At 71.7% G+C, this 16,555-nt stretch carries 14 protein-coding genes and 1 tRNA gene; 8 read left to right on the top strand and 7 right to left on the bottom strand.

Features of this window, described 5'->3' with window-relative positions; all coding sequences use genetic code 11:
- Positions 1 to 99: 99 nt before the first annotated feature.
- From thrC to argS, 4 genes are all read right to left on the bottom strand, one after another.
- Positions 100 to 1,149, bottom strand: a complete 1,050-nt coding sequence (gene thrC / locus GA0070613_RS14530) for a threonine synthase (protein ID WP_089012793.1) — start codon at positions 1,147 to 1,149, stop codon at positions 100 to 102.
- A 104-nt stretch (positions 1,150 to 1,253) separates the two neighbouring features.
- Positions 1,254 to 2,579 (bottom strand): homoserine dehydrogenase, encoded by a 1,326-nt coding sequence (locus tag GA0070613_RS14525; RefSeq protein WP_089012792.1) that lies wholly within the window; start codon positions 2,577 to 2,579, stop codon positions 1,254 to 1,256.
- Positions 2,576 to 3,958, bottom strand: coding sequence for a diaminopimelate decarboxylase (lysA, locus tag GA0070613_RS14520; RefSeq protein ID WP_089012791.1), 1,383 nt, complete (start codon positions 3,956 to 3,958; stop codon positions 2,576 to 2,578). Before lysA ends, GA0070613_RS14525 begins: the two co-directional genes overlap by 4 nt.
- Positions 3,959 to 3,965: 7 nt before the next feature.
- Positions 3,966 to 5,630, bottom strand: a complete 1,665-nt coding sequence (gene argS, locus GA0070613_RS14515; protein WP_089012790.1) for an arginine--tRNA ligase — start codon at positions 5,628 to 5,630, stop codon at positions 3,966 to 3,968.
- Between the two features lie 98 nt (positions 5,631 to 5,728).
- On the opposite strand from argS, the gene GA0070613_RS14510 reads away from it, so the two are divergent.
- The 8 genes from GA0070613_RS14510 (at position 5,729) to GA0070613_RS14475 (ending at position 14,160) form a co-directional block, all read left to right on the top strand.
- Positions 5,729 to 6,547: a DUF3105 domain-containing protein gene (locus tag GA0070613_RS14510; protein WP_089012789.1), complete on the top strand. Its 819-nt coding sequence runs from the start codon at positions 5,729 to 5,731 to the stop codon at positions 6,545 to 6,547.
- Positions 6,548 to 6,555: 8 nt separating this feature from the next.
- Complete coding sequence (locus GA0070613_RS14505) at positions 6,556 to 7,224, top strand: DUF305 domain-containing protein (RefSeq protein WP_089012788.1); 669 nt, start codon at positions 6,556 to 6,558, stop codon at positions 7,222 to 7,224.
- 186 nt (positions 7,225 to 7,410) lie between these two features.
- Positions 7,411 to 8,106, top strand: coding sequence for a winged helix-turn-helix domain-containing protein (locus GA0070613_RS14500; RefSeq protein WP_089012787.1), 696 nt, complete (start codon positions 7,411 to 7,413; stop codon positions 8,104 to 8,106).
- A 187-nt stretch (positions 8,107 to 8,293) separates the two neighbouring features.
- Positions 8,294 to 8,365: transfer RNA gene (locus GA0070613_RS14495), tRNA-Arg, on the top strand.
- A 418-nt stretch (positions 8,366 to 8,783) separates the two neighbouring features.
- On the top strand, positions 8,784 to 10,331 hold the full coding sequence (gene mmsA / locus GA0070613_RS14490) for a multiple monosaccharide ABC transporter ATP-binding protein (protein WP_089012786.1): 1,548 nt from the start codon (positions 8,784 to 8,786) through the stop codon (positions 10,329 to 10,331).
- Positions 10,328 to 11,626: a multiple monosaccharide ABC transporter permease gene (gene mmsB / locus GA0070613_RS14485; protein WP_089012785.1), complete on the top strand. Its 1,299-nt coding sequence runs from the start codon at positions 10,328 to 10,330 to the stop codon at positions 11,624 to 11,626. The genes mmsA and mmsB overlap by 4 nt, the downstream gene beginning before the upstream one ends.
- Before the next feature lie 53 nt (positions 11,627 to 11,679).
- Complete coding sequence (locus GA0070613_RS14480) at positions 11,680 to 12,786, top strand: substrate-binding domain-containing protein (protein ID WP_089012784.1); 1,107 nt, start codon at positions 11,680 to 11,682, stop codon at positions 12,784 to 12,786.
- Positions 12,787 to 12,855: 69 nt separating this feature from the next.
- Positions 12,856 to 14,160 (top strand): ROK family transcriptional regulator, encoded by a 1,305-nt coding sequence (locus GA0070613_RS14475; protein WP_089012783.1) that lies wholly within the window; start codon positions 12,856 to 12,858, stop codon positions 14,158 to 14,160.
- Between the two features lie 68 nt (positions 14,161 to 14,228).
- Here GA0070613_RS14475 and ligD read toward each other — a convergent pair whose 3' ends face one another.
- The 3 genes from ligD to GA0070613_RS14460 form a co-directional block, all read right to left on the bottom strand.
- The gene (gene ligD, locus GA0070613_RS14470) at positions 14,229 to 15,188 is read right to left on the bottom strand and encodes a non-homologous end-joining DNA ligase (protein WP_089012782.1); all 960 of its coding nucleotides are present in this window, start codon (positions 15,186 to 15,188) and stop codon (positions 14,229 to 14,231) included.
- Positions 15,189 to 15,249: 61 nt separating this feature from the next.
- The gene (locus GA0070613_RS14465; protein ID WP_089012781.1) at positions 15,250 to 15,729 is read right to left on the bottom strand and encodes a cupin domain-containing protein; all 480 of its coding nucleotides are present in this window, start codon (positions 15,727 to 15,729) and stop codon (positions 15,250 to 15,252) included.
- On the bottom strand, positions 15,726 to 16,505 hold the full coding sequence (locus tag GA0070613_RS14460) for an isocitrate lyase/PEP mutase family protein (RefSeq protein WP_089012780.1): 780 nt from the start codon (positions 16,503 to 16,505) through the stop codon (positions 15,726 to 15,728). Before GA0070613_RS14460 ends, GA0070613_RS14465 begins: the two co-directional genes overlap by 4 nt.
- Positions 16,506 to 16,555 lie beyond the last annotated feature (50 nt).

The raw sequence follows: 16,555 nt of genomic DNA, 5'->3' as shown, positions 1-16,555 counted from the left end.
GCCCCGTCCACCCCGGTTGATCATGAAGTTGTTGCCACGCCACGCCGAGCCAGGCGACAACAAGCTCATGATCAACCCGGCGAGGCGGGAGGGAGGGGGTTAGGCGAGGTCCAGGGAGCGGGCGGCGGCGAGAGGGTCGTTGGCGATGGTGATGGGGGCCGGTGCCGTGGAGATGGCCCACTCGGGGTCCTTGAGGCCGTGGCCGGTGACCGTGCAGACGACGGTGGAGCCGGGCGGGACCTTGCCCGCGGCGGCCTGCTGGAGCAGGCCGGCCACGCTGGCCGCGCTGCCCAGCTCGACGAAGACACCGACCTCCCGTGCCAGCAGCCGGTACGCCGACAGGATCTCCCGGTCGGTGACCGCGGCGATCAGGCCGTCCGAGGCGTCCCGGGCGTCGATGGCCTTGGTCCAGCTCGCCGGGTTGCCGATCCGGATGGCGGTGGCGATGGTGGACGGCTCGGGGACCACCTGGCCGGTGACGATGGGCGCGGCGCCGGCGGCCTGGAAGCCGTACATCTTCGGGGCCTTCGTGGCGTTGCCGTCGCGCAGCTCCTCCGAGTAGCCCATCCAGTACGCCGAGACGTTGCCGGCGTTGCCCACCGGCAGGCAGTGGATGTCCGGCGCGTCGCCGAGCGCCTCGACGATCTCGAAGGCGGCGGTCTTCTGCCCGTGCAGCCGGTTGATGTTGACCGAGTTGACCAGGGCCACCGGATAGTCCTGGGCGAGCTTGCCGGCCAGCGCCAGGCAGTCGTCGAAGTTGCCCTGGACCTGGAGCAGCTTGGCGCCGTGCACCAGCGCCTGGGCCAGCTTGCCCAGCGCGATCTTGCCCTGCGGCACCAGCACCGCGCAGGTGATCCCGGCGCGGGCCGCGTACGCGGCGGCGGAGGCGCTGGTGTTGCCCGTGGAGGCGCAGATGATCGCCTTGTCACCGGCCTCGACCGCCTTGGAGACCGCGACGGTCATGCCCCGGTCCTTGAACGAGCCGGTGGGGTTTGCCCCCTCGACCTTGAGGTGCACGTCGCAGCCGAGCCGGGCGGCGAGCACCGGTGCCGGCAGCAGCGGGGTGTTCCCCTCGTGCAGGGTGACGACCGGGGTGGCGTCGGTGACCGGCATCCGGTCCCGGTACGTCTCGATCAGGCCCCGCCACATGTCGCTCTCCTCGCCTCTACCGGCCCTGTCGCACCTCAAGCCTGGACCAGCATCCCGGGCCACGGCCCGGCACACCCGCCCTTACCCACCTGGCGGGACACGGTCTACGCCCCGCCTTCGACCCGCAGCACGCTGGTCACCGAGCGGACGATCTCCAGCCCTCGCAGCGCGCGGACGGTGGCCGCGAGCGCGGCGTCCGGCGCGACGTGCGTGACGATGACCAGTTCGGCGTCCTCGCCCCGGCCGGCCGGGCCCCCACCCGCCGGACCCTGCCGCACCGTGGCGATGGAGACCTCGTGCCGGGCGAACACCCCGGCCACCGCCTCCAGCACGCCGGGACGGTCGGCCACGTCGAGGCTGATGTGGTAGCGGGTCAGCGCCTCGCCCATCGGCCGCACCGCCAGGTCGGCGTACGCCGACTCGCTGGCCGCGTGCACCCCGGCGAGCCGGTTACGGGCCACCGCCACCACGTCGCCGAGGACGGCGCTGGCGGTCGGCGCGCCGCCCGCGCCCCGGCCGTAGAACATCAGCTGCCCGGCCGCCTCGGCCTCGACGAAGACCGCGTTGAACGCGTCGCCGACGCTCGCGAGCGGATGGGTCAGCGGGATCATCGCCGGGTGCACCCGGACGCTGACCGACTCCCGGCCCGCCGGGTCGGTGTTGCGGGCGGCGATGCAGAGCAGCTTGATCGTGCAGCCCATCGCCTTGGCGCTGGCCACGTCGGCCGCGGTCACCTCGGTGATGCCCTCACGGTGCACGTCGGCCGCGGTGACCCGGGTGTGGAAGGCGAGCGAGGCGAGGATGGCGGCCTTGGCGGCGGCGTCGAAGCCCTCCACGTCCGCCGTCGGGTCCGCCTCGGCGTACCCCAGCTCGGTGGCCTCCTCCAGCGCCTCGGCGAAGCCGGCGCCGGTGGCGTCCATCGCGGAGAGGATGAAGTTGGTGGTGCCGTTGACGATGCCGGTGACCCGGTTGATCCGGTCGCCGTGCAGCGATTCGCGCAGCGGGCGCAGCAGCGGGATCGCCCCGGCGACGGAGGCCTCGTAGTAGAGGTCGGCGCCGCCCTCGGCGGCGGCGTCGTGCAGCGTCGCACCGTCCTCGGCGAGCAGCGCCTTGTTGGCGGTGACCACGCTCTTTCCGGCGCGCAGCGCCTCGACCAGCCAGCCGCGGGCCGGCTCGATGCCGCCGACGACCTCCACCACGATGTCCACGTCGTCCCGCTTGATCAGCCCGAGCGGGTCGGTGGTGAACAGGGCGGGGTCGACCGGCAGGTCGCCGCGGTCGCGGCCGACCCGGCGGACGGCGATCCCGGCGATCTCCAGCGGGGCGCCGATCCGGGCGGCGAGGTCGGCCGACTGCTCGTGCAGCAGCCGTACCACGTCGCTGCCGACGGTGCCGCAGCCGAGCAGCGCCACGCGGACAGGTGAGGTCATCCGACATCCAATGCGAGCAGGTCTTCTTCGGTCTCCCGCCGGACGATCAGACGCGCCCGACCCTCGCGGACGGCGACGACCGGGGGCCGCGGGACATGGTTGTAGTTGCTGGCCATGCTCCGGCAGTACGCCCCGGTGCCGGGCACCGCGACAAGATCTCCGGCCTGCACGTCGGCGGGCAGGAATTCATCCTTCACCACGATGTCCCCGGACTCACAGTGCTTTCCCACCACGCGGGCGAGCAGCGGCTCCGCCGCCGACGCCCGGTTGGCCAGCGTCGCCGAGTACGACGCGTCGTAAAGCGCGGTGCGGATGTTGTCGCTCATCCCGCCGTCCACGCTCACGTACGTCCGGATCCCGTCGACGTCCTTGACCGTGCCGACCTGGTAGAGGGTGAACACGGCGGGGCCGACGATGGCCCGGCCGGGCTCGATGGAGAGGTGCGGCACGGCCAGCTTCTCGGCCGCGCACTCCCCGTCCACGATCTTGCGGAGCCGCTTGGCCAGGTCGTGCGGCGCGGCCGGGTCGTCCTGCGTGGTGTAGGCGATGCCGAAGCCGCCGCCCAGGTCCAGCTCGGGCAGCTCCACCCCACGGGCGTCGCGGATCTGCGCCTGGAGGCCGAGCACCCGCCGCGCGGACACCTCGAAGCCGCTGGCGTCGAAGATCTGCGAGCCGATGTGTGAGTGCAGCCCGCGCAGGTCCAGCACGTCCTCGTCGATGACCTTGAAGGCCGCGGCGGCGGCCGCCCCGCCGGCGAGGGAGAAGCCGAACTTCTGGTCCTCGTGCGCGGTGGCGATGAACTCGTGGGTGTGCGCCTCCACGCCGACCGTCACCCGGATCAGCACCCCGGGGCGTACGCCGCGCTCGCGGGCCAGCGCGGTGAGCCGGTCGATCTCGATGAACGAGTCGAGGATGATCCGGCCCACCCCGGCGTCCAGGGCCCGGCTCAGCTCGGTCACGGACTTGTTGTTGCCGTGGAAGCCGATCCGCTCCGGCGGCATCCCGGCCGACAGCGCGGTGGCCAGCTCGCCGCCGGTGCAGACGTCGAGGAACATGCCCTCCTCGGCGATCATCCGGACCACCGCGCGACAGAGGAACGCCTTGCCGGCGTAGTAGACGTCCGCGTCCGGGAAGGCGGCCCGGAACTCCCGGCAGCGCGACCGCAGGTCGTCCTCGTCGAGGACGTACACCGGGGTGCCGTACTCGGCCGCGATCTCGCGGACGCCGAGCCCGCCGACGGCGAGCGCGCCGTCGGCGGCCCGGGTCACGTTCCGCGGCCAGAGCTGCGGCACCAGGGCGTTGACGTCGCCCGGCGGGCGCAGCCAGGGCGGCCGGCTGCCGATGTCACCGTGCAGGGCACCGGCTTCATGAGCACGCATCGGCGGACTACATCCTCTCCGGGGCGGAGACGCCGAGCAGGCGCAGGCCGTTGGCGATGACCACCCGGGTGGCGTCGTTCAGCCAGAGCCGGGCCCGGTGCAGGTCGGTGACCTCCTCGTCGCCCCGCGGCAGGATCCGGCAGTTGTCGTAGAACCGGTGGTACGCCCCGGCCAACCGCTCCAGATAGCGGGCGACCAGGTGCGGCCCGCGCAGCTCCGCCGCGGAGGCGACCACCGCGGGAAACTCGGCGAGCGCCTTGAGCAGCTCGTTCTCCTTCTCGTGGGAGAGCAGCTCGGCGTGGAAGTGGGCGGCGTCGCCCCGGGTCAGCCCCACTTCGGCGGCGTTGCGCCCCACGCTGGCGGTCCGGGCCGCGACGTACTGCACGTAGTAGACCGGGTTGTCGCGGGTGGCCCGGGTCCACAGCTCCACGTCGATGTCGATCGGCGAGTCGCTGGAGTAGCGGGCCAGCGCGTACCGGGCGGCGTCCACGCCGATCGCGTCGACCAGGTCCTCCAGGGTGACCACGGTGCCGGCCCGCTTGCTCATCCGCACCGGCGCGCCGTCGCGGACCAGGTTGACCAGCTGGCCGATGAGGATCTCCAGGTTGCGCTCCGGGTCGTCGCCGAAGCAGGCGGCCATCGCCTTCATCCGGCCGAGGTAGCCGTGGTGGTCGGCACCCAGCATGATCACCACGCGCTCGAAACCGCGCTCGCGCTTGTCCAGGTAGTACGCGCAGTCGGCGGCGAAGTACGTCCACTCGCCGTTGGACTTGCGCAGCACCCGGTCCTTGTCGTCGCCGAAGTCGGTGGTGCGCAGCCAGGTCGCGCCCTCGGCCTCGAAGACGTGCCCCTGCTCACGCAGCCGGGCCAGCGCCTGCTCCAGCTCGCCCCGGTCGTGCAGATCCTTCTCGTTGAAGTAGGTGTCGAACTCGACGCCGAAGTCGCGCAGCGAGGACTTGATCTCCTCGAACATCAGCGCGACGCCCTCCACCCGGAACACCTCCTGGGCGGCGGCGTCGTCCAGCTCCAGCACGTCCGGCCGGCGCTTGACCACCTCGACGGCGATCTCCGCGATGTACGCCCCGCCGTAGCCGTCCTCCGGGGCCGGCTCGCCCTTGGCGGCGGCGAGCAGCGACCGGGCGAACCGGTCGATCTGGGAGCCGGCGTCGTTGAAGTAGTACTCGGTGCCGACCTCCGCCCCGGTGGTGCGGAGCAGCCGGCTGAGCGCGTCGCCGACGGCCGCCCAGCGAACCCCGCCGATGTGCACCGGTCCGGTCGGGTTCGCCGAGACGAACTCCAGGTTGATCTTCTGACCGGCGAGGGTGTCGCTGCGGCCGTACTCCGGGCCGGCCTCGACGATCACCTTGGCGAGCTGCCCGGCGGCGGCCGCGTCGAGCCGGATGTTCAGGAAGCCCGGGCCGGCGATCTCCACCGACTTGATGCCGGGCGCCCGGCCGAGCCGCTCGGCCAGGGCGGCGGCCAGCTCCCGCGGGGGTACGCCCACCTTCTTGCTGAGCTGCAGCGCCAGCGTCGAGGCGTAGTCGCCGTGCTCGGGGTTGCGGGGTCGCTCGACGACGGTCTGCGCGGGCAGCGCGGACGGATCCAGCCCCCGGTCGATGAAGACGGCGTGGGCTGCGGAGAGGACGACCTCGGCGAGTTCTGCGGGAGTCACCGAACCATGTTATCGGGGGTAGACTCGGGCACCGCGGCGGCGACCCAGCATGTGAACCGGCCCGCCAACTCCCTGACCGACCGACCTGACGAGGCACGATGAGCATCAGCACCCCGGGCGGCCCGGAACGCCGCCCGACCGTGGTCAGCACCGGCAAGAAGCCGGCCGCCGGCCGGCCGGCCGCTGCCGACAAGCCGTCCGGTGGCAAGGCCGGGGCCGGCAAGGGCAGTCCGCGGCAGACCGCCGGCGGCAAGGGCCGCAAGCCGATCGCGCCGGTCAAGGTGAGCCAGGGCCGCGCGTGGGGTCCGATCGCGCTCTTCGTCGCCGTCGGCGTGCTGGCGGCCGGCATCATCGGGTACGGAGCCTTCGCGGCCTACCGCGGTTCGCAGCCGTGGCAGGAGCGGGCCGACGCCATCAAGGGCGTGGTCGACTACCGCAAGAAGGACAAGGCGCTGGTCGAGGGCGGCAAGCACCAGCAGGGCGCGATCAAGTACGACATCCTCCCGCCGGTCGCCGGTCCGCACAATGCGGTCTGGCAGAACTGCATGGGCGACGTCTACGACGCCCCGATCGCCAACGAGCACGCGGTGCACAGCCTGGAACACGGAGCCGTCTGGATCACCTACCGTCCGGATCTGCCCGCCGACCAGGTGGCCAAGCTCAAGAGCAAGGTGCAGGGCAAGGAAAAGACGATGCTCAGCCCGTTCGACGGACTGGACAAGCCGATCTCGCTGCAGGCCTGGGGCTTCCAGCTCAAGGTGGACAACGCCGACGACAGTCGGATCGACGAGTTCATCAAGACGCTGCGGGTCAACGCCTCCATCGAGGGCCCGGCCATCAGCTGCGCCCAGGGCGTCACCGCGACCGGCACCACGCCGCGTGACCTGGGCAACCAGGCGGACCAGCCGACCCAGTAAGGACTCCGATGACTGCTCCCGTCACGACGGGCACCGCGCCCGACGAGACCCCCGTCACCGCCGACGGCGGCCGGGGGGCCGCGCGCCGGTTCGGCGCGCTGGCGTTGGCCGCCGCCGTCGTGGTCGGGCTCCTGCTCGGGTACGCGGGCGGCCTGCTCACCCCGACGGTCACCCGTCCGGGTGAGAACTCGGTCGAGGCGGGCTTCGCCCGGGACATGACCACCCATCACGCCCAGGCGGTGCAGCTGGGGCTGATGGCCTTCCAGCAGGGCGAGGACGCCGAGGTACGGCAGATCGGCGGCGACATCGCCACCGGCCAGCAGGGCGAGATCGGCACCATGCAGACCTGGCTGCGGCTGTGGAAGCTGGACCCGACCGGCGACCAGCCGGCGATGGCCTGGATGCCGGACGGCGCCGGGCTGGTGAAGGACGGGCTGATGCCCGGCATGGCCACCCCGGCGGAGATCACGAAGCTGAGCGAGTCGCGGGGACACCAGTTCGACGTGCTCTTCCTCCAGCTGATGATCCGGCACCACCTCGGCGGGATCCACATGATCCAGGGCGTCCTCGACGAGGGCCACGACGACGAGGTGCTGAAGGTCGCGCAGACCATGAAGAACACCCAGCAGACGGACCTCACCAACCTCCAGGCGGCGCTCAAGCGCTTGGGCGGCTGATCCGTCGTACCGTCCCGCACCGAGGGGCCCGCGTCGTCCGCGACGCGGGCCCCTCGGCGTCTCCGGCGGCCACCTGTCCGTTATGCCGGTTGATAACGGTTTGGGGTATCCGACCGATTCCGTTGCTTGGAGACTTTTCTCCCCACATATCGTGACCAGTTGCGATTCGGGCTCGTTGCGCAGGACGTGGGGGTTGCACTGAGAGACGCAGGGCGCTCGGTCACCAGCTGGTGCCGACGCCACACCATCGGCGGTGACGGGGCGGTGGCAGCCGTCCGTCGCGGACAGCGGCAGGGCGAGTCGGGAACGCTCAGCCGCGAACAGGAACTCGAACTGATCGACGCGCTGCGGGGCGTCCACCCCGACGAGTTGGGCCTGGACGAGGAGCTCTGGACGCGACAGAGCCTGACCACCCTCATCCAGCGCCGGTTCGACCTGACGATGGACCCCGACACGGTCGGGGCGTACCTGCGGGCCTGGGGGTTGGGTCCGCGGGAGCCCCGGGAGCGCGCCTGCGGGCTCTGCGTCGGCGCGGTCGAGCGGTGGGTACGCGGCGAGTACCCGGCCATCACCCGGGCCGCCCAGGAGCACCTGGCCGAGGTCTACTGGATCGGCCGGGTACGGCTGCGCGGCACCATGCCGGCGGCGGACGTGGTCTCCGCGGTCTCCTCCCGGGGCCGGGTGCGTTTCCTGATCACCACGCCCACGGTCGACCCGCCGCTCCCCCGCGACTTCGTGCTGCGGCTCAGCGGCGCCGAGGAGCGGACGGTGCACCTGATCGTGGACGGCTCCTGGCCGAAGAACGAGTGGCCGCGCCGGCTGCCCCGCCGCATCGTCCTGCACCCGCTGCCCAGCTGCGGCCGCGCCCTGGTCGCCGCCTGACCCGCTCCGCCCGCCGGCGAGCCCAGGATCGGCTCCCGGAGGGCGGCGCGCCCATGATCGGCTCCGCCGCCCGCCGTCGGCGGAGCCCGGGGCGGCCCCGACCACCGGCGGCAGCGACACGTCGCGGGCCGCCCTATACCGATTGGGCGATCCCGGAGGGGGTTTGCTACTCTTCTCGGGTCGCTGAGCCCCCGTAGCTCAGGGGATAGAGCACCGCCCTCCGGAGGCGGGGGCGCAGGTTCGAATCCTGCCGGGGGCACAACAAAACGAACGAGAAACGCCCCGGCACACGCCGGGGCGTTTCTCGTGTGAAAGGGCCTCGCCGGCCCCGCTCGCATCCCGCCGGCAACGCCGTCGTCGGCCGCCGCAGCCGCCCCGAGCTCGACGACGAGGCCGCCCGGGTGCTGGAGTCCCGCCACGCAGGGATGCCCACGTCACAGCCGGCGACCCCGCGCGATCATGCCTTGCGGACGGGGCGTGGGATGCCGTAGTGGCTGCTGAGGGCAGCGTGACGGCATGGTGACGGAGAGCACGCGCATATTGCGGGATTGTTACCCGCACGGGCCTCCCAGCACTTGCGAATGGCCTTCAGATCGGAATACGTTGCCGACGGCAACAAAAACAGTGAAGGCCATCCCCCCGGAGGCATCCATGACGTTGGCGAGGTGGTACGAGCGATGAGCGACGTGCCCATCCTCCTGGAGATGCGTTCCATCACCAAGGAGTTCCCCGGAGTCAAGGCCCTCTCCGACGTCAACCTGGTGGTGCGCGCCGGCGAGATCCACGCCATCTGCGGTGAGAACGGTGCCGGCAAGTCCACGCTGATGAAGGTCCTCAGCGGGGTCTACCCGTACGGCACGTACGACGGTCAGATCATCTACCAGGGTGCGGAGACCCGCTTCTCCGACATCCGCTCCAGCGAGCACGCCGGGATCGTGATCATCCACCAGGAGCTCGCGCTCATCCCGGACATGTCGATCGCCGAGAACATCTTCCTCGGCAACGAACCCCGCAAGCGGGGGGCGATCGACTGGAAGGCCGCCAACCGGATGGCGCTGGACCTGATGGCCCGGGTCGGCCTGCAGGAGGACCCGGACACCCTGATCAAGGACATCGGGGTCGGCAAGCAGCAGCTGGTGGAGATCGCCAAGGCGTTCGCCAAGGACGTCAAGCTGCTCATCCTGGACGAGCCGACCGCGGCGCTGAACGAGGCCGACTCCCGGCACCTGCTGGACCTGCTGCGGGGCTTCCGGTCCCGCGGCATCACCTCGATCATGATCTCGCACAAGCTGAACGAGATCGAGGCGATCGCCGACCAGATCACCATCCTGCGGGACGGCCGGACGGTGGAGACGCTGGACGTCAAGGCCGACGGCGCCGACGAGGACCGGATCGTGCGGGGCATGGTCGGTCGCGAGCTGAGCAGCCGGTTCCCGGACCACACCCCGAAGATCGGCGAGGTCTTCTTCGAGGTCCGCGACTGGAACGTCCGGCACCCGATCTCCGCCGAGCGGCAGGTCTGCAAGAACGAGAGCTTCGTCGTCCGCCGCGGCGAGATCGTGGGCTTCGCCGGGCTGATGGGCGCGGGCCGCACCGAGCTGGCGATGAGCGTCTTCGGCCGCTCCTACGGCGTCTACGAGTCGGGCACGATCATCAAGGACGGCAAGGAGATCGTCCTGAAGTCGGTGGCCGACGCGATCGCCCACGGGCTCGCGTACGTCAGCGAGGACCGCAAGGCGATCGGCCTGAACCTGCTCGACGACATCAAGGCGTCCACGGTGGCCGCCAAGCTGTCAAAGATCTCGCATCACGGCGTCCTCGACGAGGTCGCGGAGTACAAGGCGGCCGAGGCCTACCGCAAGGAACTGCGGACCAAGACCCCGACGGTCGACGAGAGCGTCTCCAAGCTCTCGGGCGGCAACCAGCAGAAGGTCGTCCTGGCCAAGTGGATGTTCACGGACCCGGACCTGCTGATCCTCGACGAGCCGACCCGCGGCATCGACGTGGGCGCAAAGTACGAGATCTACGGCATCATCCAGCGGCTCGCCGACCAGGGGAAGGGCGTCGTCGTCATCTCCTCGGAGCTGCCTGAGCTGATCGGGCTCTGCGACCGCATCTACACCGTGTTCGAAGGCACCATCACCGGCGAGATCGACCGGCAGGACGCGGACCCGGAAACCCTCATGAAGCAGATGACCTCGACGAAGAAGATGCAGACACGATGAGCCGACTTAAGGACCTGCAGAAGAACCTCTTCGGAGGCACCACGTCCAACGCCCGCCAGTTCGGGATGATCTTCACCCTGGTGGCGATCGTCGTCCTGTTCCAGGTGCTGACGGACGGGCTGACCCTGCGATCGGACAACCTGATCGCGCTGTTCAACCAGAACTCGTACATCCTGATCCTGGCCATCGGCATGCTGATGGTGATCGTCGCCGGGCACATCGACCTCTCGGTCGGCTCGATCGCCGCCTTAACCGGCATCCTGGTGGCCAAGTCGATGGCGGAATGGTCGCTGCCCTGGCCCGTCGCCATCCTGTTCGGCCTGGCGATCGGCGCGATCATCGGCGCCTGGCAGGGCTTCTGGGTGGCCTACATCGGGGTGCCGGCGTTCATCGTCACCCTGGCGGGCATGCTGCTCTTCCGGGGCGGCAACCAGTTCATCGGCAACGCGAACACCATCCCGGTGCCCGAGGGCTTCCGGGTGATCGGCTCCGGGTTCCTGCCCGAGGTCGGGCCGGGCACCGGCTACAACAACCTGACCCTGCTGCTCGGCCTCGCCGCCTGCGTGGCCGTGGTGTGGCGGGAGTTCCAGGCGCGCAAGACGCGCCGGGAGATGGACGCCGCCCCCGCCCCGATGTGGATCTCGGTGCTCCGGATGGCCGTCATGGTCGGCGTGATCGTCTTCGCGGCGCTGCGCTTCGCCAGCGGCCGGGTCGGCACCAGCTTCCCGGTCTCCGGCATCATCCTGGTGGCGCTGGTGCTGGCCTACTCCTTCTACACCCGCAACACCGCCGGCGGCCGGCACATCTACGCGGTCGGCGGCAACTCCCGGGCCGCGGAGCTCTCCGGCGTGAAGCTCAAGCGGGTCAACTTCTTCGTCATGATGAACATGTCGGTCCTGGCCGCGCTGGCCGGCATGATCTTCGTGGCCCGTTCGGCGGCCTCCGGCCCGCAGGACGGCAACGGCTGGGAACTGGACGCGATCGCCGCCGTCTTCATCGGTGGCGCGGCCGTCTCCGGCGGTATCGGCACCATCAGCGGCTCGATCGTCGGTGGTCTGGTCATGGCCGTGCTCAACAACGGCCTCCAGCTCCTCGGCGTCGGGACCGACCGGGTCCAGATCATCAAGGGCCTCGTCCTGCTGCTGGCCGTCGCGCTCGACGTCTACAACAAGAGCCAGGGACGCTTCTCGGTCATCGGGAGCCTCACGCGCTCGTTCCGTCGTGACACACCCACCCCACCCACGTCATCGTCCGACGCGGAGCGCGAGCCCGCCCGGACGGCGGTGTCCGGCTGACGGTCACCGGACCACTCCCCCGTATCACCTCTCCAGAAGGGCTCTTCCCAGTCATGCGCAATCTCATTGGCAAGTCGGTGGCCATCGGCGCCATCGCGGCGCTGGCCCTGACCGCCACCGCCTGCGGCTCCGGCCGCGACGGTGACTCCGGCGGCTCGAAGGGTGACACCAAGGGCTTCGCCGCGGACTCCCTGATCGGCGTCGCCCTGCCGTCGAAGACCTCGGAGAACTGGGTCCTCGCCGGTGACCTGTTCACCAACGGCCTGAAGGAGGCCGGCTTCAAGAGCGACGTCCAGTACGCCGGCGCGTCCACCACGGTCGCCGACCAGCAGGCCCAGATCACCGCCATGGTGACCAAGGGCGCCAAGGTCATCGTCATCGGCGCGACCGACGCCGCGCAGCTGTCGACCCAGGTCGCCGCCGCGCACGCGGCCGGCGCGAAGGTCATCGCCTACGACCGCCTGATCACCAACACCCCGGACCTCGACTACTACGTCGCGTTCGACAACTTCAAGGTCGGCCAGCTCCAGGGCCAGGCCCTGCTGGACGGCATGAAGGCCAAGAAGCCGAACGGCCCGTACAACATCGAGCTCTTCTCCGGCTCGCCGGACGACAACAACGCCGGTGTCTTCTTCAACGGCGCCATGGACGTCCTCAAGCCGGAGATCGACAAGGGCAACGTGGTCGTCGCCTCCAAGCAGACCGACGTCAAGCAGACCGCCATCCAGGGCTGGAAGGCCGAGGGTGCGCAGGCCCGCATGGACCAGCTGCTGACCTCGACCTACGGCAACAAGGAGCTGGACGGCGTCCTCTCCCCGAACGACACGCTGGGCCGCGCGATCATCACCTCGATCAAGGGTGCCGGCAAGCAGGTCCCGGTCGTGACCGGCCAGGACTCCGAGGTCGAGTCGGTCAAGTCGATCATGGCTGGCGAGCAGTACATGACGATCAACAAGGACACCCGGAACCTGGTCAAGCAGACCATCGCCATGGTGAAGGCCCTGCAGGCCGGTAACACCCCCGAGGTGAACGACACCAAGTCCTACAACAACGGCAGCAAGGTCGTGGACACCTACCTGCTCCCGCCGGTGGCCGTCACCAAGGCCAACGCCGCCGAGGCGTACGCGAACGACCCGAAGCTCGCGCCGCTCACCAAGTAATAGGCACCACAGGCTAGTCAGCAACGATCGTCGGGTCCCGGAATCCTCCTTCCGGGACCCTTCGTCGTCATGGCGCCCGACAACCAGGAAGGAGGCCCGACCGTGGCGACACCCGTGCGTTCCGGTGTCCCCCGGCCGGGCCGCAACCCGGCGTTCCCCCTGCCGTCGTCGCCCGGCGCCAGCCAGGAGGAGATCCGCCGGCAGAACCTCGGCGCCGTGCTGCGCCACGTCCACGTGCACGGTCCGACCTCCCGGGCCGAGCTGACCACCCGGCTCGGCCTCAACCGCAGCACCATCGGCGCGCTCGCGGCCGACCTCGCCGCCACCGGTCTCGTCACCGAGGAGGCGCCGACCACCGCCCGCCGCGCCGGGCGTCCCTCGCTGGTCGTGAGCCCACGCTCCGACCGCGTCTACGCACACGCGCTGAGCATCGAGGCGGACCGGCTGCGCGCCGCCCGGATCGGCCTCGGCGGTCGCATCCTCGACCTGCGCGAGGCCGGCCGCCCCTGCGGCATGTCGGCCCTCGACGCCGTCGGCCCGCTGGCCGACCTGGTCCGGGACATGGAACGCTCCGTCGCCGCGGACGCGGTGTTCGTGGGCGGCGCGGTCGCCGTCGCCGACACCACCCGCGACCCTGACGGACGGATCCGCATCGGCGGCGCCGACGAGGCGCTCGGCGCCGCGCTCGGGGCCGAGCTCGCCGCCGGCCCGGGCTTCGTCGCCGCCGACATGGCCGACATCGCCGGCCTCGCCGAACACGTACGCGGCGTGGCGGCGGGCGTCGACGATTTCGTCTACCTGCACGGGGACCTCGGCGTCAGCGCCGGCATCATCATCGGCGGGCGGCTGGTCGTCGGCCACCGGGGGCACAGCGGCAAGGTCGGCCACATGGTGGTCAACCGGGACGGCCTGCCCTGCGGCTGCGGCTCGCGCGGCTGCTGGGAGACCGAGATCGGCGAGGCGGCGCTGCTGCGGCACGCCGGCCGGGATCCGGCGGAACGGGCGGCGGTCGCCGAGGTCCTGCGCGCGGCCGCCGACGCCGAGCCCACCGCCCGGGCGGCGGTCCAGCAGGTCGCCGACTGGCTCGGCTTCGGCGTGGCCAACCTGGTGAACGTGGTCAACCCGGACACCGTGGTGTTCGGCGGCTACCTGCGCGAGGTCTTCGCCGCCGGCGCGGACACGGTCCGCCGCCGCCTGGACGAGATGGCGCTGCCCGCCTCCCGCGAGCACGTGCGGTTGCAGGCGGCGGCGCTCGGCCGCGACGCGCCCCTGATCGGCGCCGCCGAACTGGCCTTCGACAAACTGCTGGCCGACCCGCTCAACGCCGGCGTAGCGGGTCAGCCGGGGACCGGTCAGGCCGACGCCCCGGCGTGACCCTCGGTGGCGCCCCGGCCGGCGCCGGCCGGGCTGGACCGGTTCGATCCGCGCGGGTGGGGAGATCGTCAGCCGCCCTCTCGGCGGGCCCGCGCCCGGCGCTTACCCTCGTGCATCGCCTGCACCCGGGCCACCGGGATGGTCCGCCCCTCGGCGACCAGGTCGGCGGGGAGCCGCTGCGGCGCGGGCATCGCCGCGGCCCACGGATCCCGCTCGGCGACCAGCGCCGGGACGGTCCGCACGGTGAAGTCCGCCGGGGTCACCGCCGGCAGGTCGTCCCAGGCCACCGGGAAGGAGACCGGCAGGCCGGGCCGGATCCGGGGACTGTACGTGGCCACCACGGTCGCCCCGCCGGCCCGGGTCGGGTCGATGAAGACCCGGCCGCCCCGGTCCTGGCGGATGAAGGCGGTGGTGGCAAGCGCCGGGTCGAGCCGCTCGGTGTGCATCGCGAGGGCCCGGGTGGCCGCGGCCGCCTCCTCCGCGGTGGTCTCCCCGACCACCGGTACGAAGACGTGCAGACCCTTCGCGCCGCTGGTCTTCACCGCCCCGGTCAGTCCGACCCCGGCGAGCGCCCGCCGGACCAGCTCGGCGGCCCGGACGACCGCGCCGAACGCGTCCCCCTCCGGCGGGTCGAGGTCGAGCACCAGATGGGTGGGACGGTCGGGGTGCGTCGCCGTGCCGAGCGTCGGGTGGTACTCGATCGCCCGCTGGTTGGCGAACCAGAGCAGGGTGCGCCGGTCGTCGCAGAGTGCGTACGACACCTGCCGGTGCGACGCCTCGGCCCACACCGAGGTGCGACGTACCCACTCCGGGGTGTACTTCGGCAGGTTCTTCTGCATGAACGGGTCCTGCCCGCGCAGCAGCCGGATCACCGAGAGCGGCCGGTCCCGCAGGCCGGGCAGGATCCGGTCGCGCACCGCGTCCAGGTAGTCGACCAGGTCCCGCTTGGTGACGTCCCCGCCGGCGAGCAGCGGTTGGTCCAGGTTGGTCAGCGACAGCCCGTCGCGGGTCTCGTCAGCGGCACCCATCCGCTCACCTTCCCGGGCCGGGGCGACCGGGGCAACCCGACACGGCGTCCGCGTGGCCGGCTCAGACCCAGAACGTGTCGTGCCGCAGGAAGAACTCGGTCCGCTCCTCCTCGCTCTTCCCGGCCAGGTCGAGCAGGCCCTCGAAGTACCCCTCCCGGGGCGCGCCGGGCGCGAAGTGCAACAGCATCGAGGCCGGCTCGCCGGACTCGTTGCGGAACGCGTGCACACCACCCTCCGGGACGTGCACGAAGTCGCCGGGCACGGTGTCGATCCACCGCCGGCCGTCGTAGATGCGCACCGTTCCCGCCAGGATGAAGAAGGACTCCGAGATGGACCGGTGGAAGTGCGGCTCCGGGCCGCTCGGCCGCGGCCCCATCTCCCAGCGGTAGAGCCCGAACTGCCCGTTGGTCGACGCGCCGCTGGCCAGGTAGTGCGCCGTACCGCCGGTGGGATGGACCAGCTCCGGTGGCTGGTCTGCCGGCCGGTAGGTGGCGGTCGGCTCACCCCGGTCCCCGAAATAGCGCGGCGGTGGGTAGGTCACCGTGCCTCCTCTCGGAACGCCTCGTCGCCCGCCCGGATCGAGGCGAGCATCTCGACGGTACGGGCGCGGGCCGCCGCGTACAGTCCCGAGCCGAAGCTGACCCGGGCCACCCCGAGCGCAGCCAGCTCGGCCGGGCCCGGCATGCCGGCCCGGGCCAGCACGTTCACCGGAGCGTCCACCTCGGCGACCAGCGCGCGGATCTGTTCGGGGTCGGCCAGCAGGATGGGATAGACGCAGTCCGCGCCGGCCGCACGGTAGCGCCGCGCCCGGCGTACCGCCTCGGCGAGCCGTCCCTCGGGCGGGCCGGCGGCACGCAGGTGGACGTCGACCCGGGCGTTGAGCACCAGGTCGACCCCGGCGTCCCGGGCCGCGGCCCGGATCCCGGCGAGCAGGTCCGCCTGCTCCCCGGCGTCGTACAGCTGGTGGGTACGGGGGTCGGAGTCCTCGATGTTGCAGCCGACCGCCCCGGTGGCCAGCAGCCGCTCGACCAGCTCGGCCGGGCGCAGTCCGTACCCGCGCTCCAGGTCGGCGGTGACCGGGACCGGGACGGACCGGACCACCCGGGCCACCGCGTCGAGCATCTCGGCGACCGGGGTGGCCTCGCCGTCGGCGTGGCCGAGCGACTCGGCGACGGCGGCGCTGCTGGTCGCGACCGCCGGGAAGCCGGCGGCGGCGACCGCCCGGGCCGACCCGGCGTCCCAGGCGTTCGGCAGGATCAGCGGGTCGCCGGGGCGGTGCAGGGCGCGCAGCGCGGCGGCGGGACGGGAGTCGGTCATGGCCCGATTGTCGACCGGCCGGCGGCCCGCCCCTAAGCTCCAATCCCGTG

Origin of the sequence: Micromonospora inositola, from assembly GCF_900090285.1 — a bacterium.
Lineage (GTDB): Bacteria > Actinomycetota > Actinomycetes > Mycobacteriales > Micromonosporaceae > Micromonospora > Micromonospora inositola.
The sequence above is the reverse complement of the archived record's forward strand: the minus strand, read 5'-3'. Positions and strand labels throughout refer to the sequence as shown.

Coding starts and splice junctions, on each gene's coding strand:
- GA0070613_RS14460 (WP_089012780.1), bottom strand. CDS start 16,505: ATGACCGACTCCCGTCCCGCCGCCGCGCTGCGCGCCCTGCACCGCCCC.
- GA0070613_RS14480 (WP_089012784.1), top strand. CDS start 11,680: ATGCGCAATCTCATTGGCAAGTCGGTGGCCATCGGCGCCATCGCGGCG.
- mmsB (WP_089012785.1), top strand. CDS start 10,328: ATGAGCCGACTTAAGGACCTGCAGAAGAACCTCTTCGGAGGCACCACG.
- ligD (WP_089012782.1), bottom strand. CDS start 15,188: ATGGGTGCCGCTGACGAGACCCGCGACGGGCTGTCGCTGACCAACCTG.
- GA0070613_RS14505 (WP_089012788.1), top strand. CDS start 6,556: ATGACTGCTCCCGTCACGACGGGCACCGCGCCCGACGAGACCCCCGTC.
- mmsA (WP_089012786.1), top strand. CDS start 8,784: ATGAGCGACGTGCCCATCCTCCTGGAGATGCGTTCCATCACCAAGGAG.
- GA0070613_RS14475 (WP_089012783.1), top strand. CDS start 12,856: ATGGCGCCCGACAACCAGGAAGGAGGCCCGACCGTGGCGACACCCGTG.
- lysA (WP_089012791.1), bottom strand. CDS start 3,958: ATGCGTGCTCATGAAGCCGGTGCCCTGCACGGTGACATCGGCAGCCGG.
- GA0070613_RS14510 (WP_089012789.1), top strand. CDS start 5,729: ATGAGCATCAGCACCCCGGGCGGCCCGGAACGCCGCCCGACCGTGGTC.
- thrC (WP_089012793.1), bottom strand. CDS start 1,149: ATGTGGCGGGGCCTGATCGAGACGTACCGGGACCGGATGCCGGTCACC.
- GA0070613_RS14525 (WP_089012792.1), bottom strand. CDS start 2,579: ATGACCTCACCTGTCCGCGTGGCGCTGCTCGGCTGCGGCACCGTCGGC.